At 42.7% G+C, this 2,515-nt stretch carries 2 protein-coding genes and 1 pseudogene; all 3 read left to right on the top strand.

The features are described 5' to 3' along the window. Positions 1-353 precede the first annotated feature (353 nt). Positions 354-947: a ubiquinol-cytochrome c reductase iron-sulfur subunit gene (petA, locus tag A3735_RS28590; RefSeq protein ID WP_068516412.1), complete on the top strand. Its 594-nt coding sequence runs from the start codon at positions 354-356 to the stop codon at positions 945-947. Continuing rightward, complete coding sequence (locus tag A3735_RS28585; RefSeq protein ID WP_068516409.1) at positions 947-2,158, top strand: cytochrome bc complex cytochrome b subunit; 1,212 nt, start codon at positions 947-949, stop codon at positions 2,156-2,158. The genes petA and A3735_RS28585 overlap by 1 nt, the downstream gene beginning before the upstream one ends. Beyond that, positions 2,158-2,515 (top strand): annotated as a pseudogene (locus A3735_RS28580) (cytochrome c1); the annotation flags it as partial. The gene A3735_RS28585 and the pseudogene A3735_RS28580, both read left to right, overlap by 1 nt.

The following is a 2,515-nucleotide window of genomic DNA, read 5'->3' as shown; positions in this document are numbered from 1 at the left end:
TAAGAAGGTTGGTCTACGCAAAGCGCGTAAGAAGCCTCAGTTCTCAAAGCGTTAATACGCCTTATTCAAGAAACGCTTGTCGGTTATGCTGGCAGGCGTTTTTTTTTATGTTAATCCTTATTTTTATTAGGGATATTGTAGCGAAAGTTGTTGAAGCGGCAGGTCAATTTAATTACTATCTGTGGGTTTTGAAGTGCGCGGTCTAAAATTTTAGTCTAGTGTCGATAAGATAAAGTGATTGGGCGTTATTTACGCAGGTATAAGTTACTTATACTGGGGTAGATGTTGCTGGGTCATCATAACTAAACTACTACGTAAATATTGGTACGTAGTTAATATTGGGAGATGCCTATATGAGTGATGGCGACGTTAATGCTGGCCGACGCCGATTTTTAATCGGTGCTACCTCCGTTGTTGGTGGGGTAGGGGCAATTGGAGCAGCGGTTCCGTTTGTTGCGTCTTGGAATCCAAGTGCAAAAGCAAAAGCTGCCGGTGCGCCAGTTAAAGCAAGCATTGGAAAGTTGGAGCCAGGTCAGAGAATGACTGTTGAGTGGCGAGGTAAACCTGTTTGGGTTATTCGTCGAACTCAAGAGATGCTTGATAATATTGAAAAGCTGTCTGATGAGTTGCGAGACCCTCAGTCTGAGTTACCTCAGCAGCCTGAATATATTAAAGGGGTGTTTAGATCTTCGCGCCCTGAGTATGCAGTCATTGTTGGTATCTGTACTCACCTAGGTTGTTCTCCACAATTCGTGCCAGAAGTGAAGCCTCAAGAATTTGATGCTAACTGGGTAGGTGGCTTTTTCTGTCCTTGTCACGGTTCTCGTTTTGATTTGGCAGGTCGAGTCTATAAAGGGGTTCCAGCACCTAAGAACTTGGAAATTCCTCCTTATAAGTACCTGGATGATGCAACGGTAGTTATTGGTGTTGATGAGGAGCAGGCATAATGCAAAAGCTAATTAACTGGATTGACGAGCGCCTCCCTGTTGTTGAAGCATTCGAAAATCACATGAGTAAATACTACGCGCCAAAGAACTTTAATGTTTGGTATATTTTTGGTGTGCTTTCAATGGTTGTTTTGGTTAACCAGCTTCTTACTGGTATTTGGTTGACTATGAGCTACAACCCAAGTGCTGAAGGTGCGTTTGCATCGGTTGAGTACATTATGCGTGATGTTGAATATGGCTGGTTGCTGCGTTACTTGCACTCCACCGGCGCTTCAGCATTCTTTGTTGTGGTTTATCTGCATATGTTCCGTGGCTTAATGTATGGTTCATATAAGAAGCCTAGAGAACTTATCTGGATCTTCGGTATGACGATCTATTTAGCTTTGATGGCTGAAGCATTTATGGGTTATTTGTTACCGTGGGGCCAGATGTCTTACTGGGGTGCTCAGGTTATCGTAAACCTATTTGGCGCGATCCCTTACATTGGTGAGGATTTGTCCTTGTGGATTCGTGGTGATTACCTGATTTCAGGTATCACGCTAAACCGCTTCTTTGCTTTGCATGTCGTGGCATTGCCTATCGTTATTTTGGCATTGGTTGTTCTGCATGTATTAGCTTTACATACTGTGGGTTCGAATAACCCAGATGGTATCGAAATAAAGCAGAATAAAGACGAAAACGGTATTCCAAAAGACGGTATTCCTTTCCATCCTTTCTATAGTGTGCACGATATTGTCGGTATTGTTGTTTTCTTGTTTGTATTCTGTGGTGTTGTCTTCTTCTTCCCTGAGATGGGTGGTTACTTTATCGAGAAGCCAAACTTTGAACCAGCAAACCCGCTGAAAACGCCTGATCATATTGCTCCTGTTTGGTACTTTACTCCATTCTACGCAATGCTTCGTGCTGTACCTGATGCATTCTTGGGTGTGGTTGTGATGGGTGCTGCAATAGCAATTCTGTTTGTCTTGCCTTGGCTGGACAAGAGCCCTGTTAAGTCTATTCGTTATAAAGGCTGGATCAGTAAAGTTGCGCTAGCGTTGTTAGTCGTATCATTTTCTATACTCGGTTATTTAGGTGTTGTTGTTGCGACGCCTGAAAGAACGCTATGGGCGCAGATTTTGACTGCTGTGTATTTTGCCTACTTTTTATTAATGCCTTGGTATACAAAGATTGAAAAAACCAAGCCAGTTCCAGAGAGGGTGACAGGATAATGAAACATTTATTAATTGCGGTTTTCTGTTCTGTTATTTCTTTAGGTGCTTTTGCTGCAGGTGGACCTGCAGCGCCTATGGATCACATCAAAACAGACATTTCAGATAATGAGTCTTTACAGAATGGTTTATCTTTATTTGTGAACTACTGTTTTGCTTGCCACTCAATGAAGTACGCTCGTTATGAGCGTGCCGCTGATGATTTAGGAATTCCTCATGATATTTTTGAAGAAAATATTCTCGTAGGTGATACCAAGATCGGCCAGTTAATGGAAATTTCCATGGCTGAAGATCAGGCAAAGGTTTGGTTTGGTAGTGCTCCGCCTGATTTGACTTTGAGTGCTCGTTTGCGTGGTC

It is taken from the genome of Oleiphilus sp. HI0061 (assembly GCF_001635675.1).
This window is presented reverse-complemented; position numbering and strand designations above follow the sequence as displayed.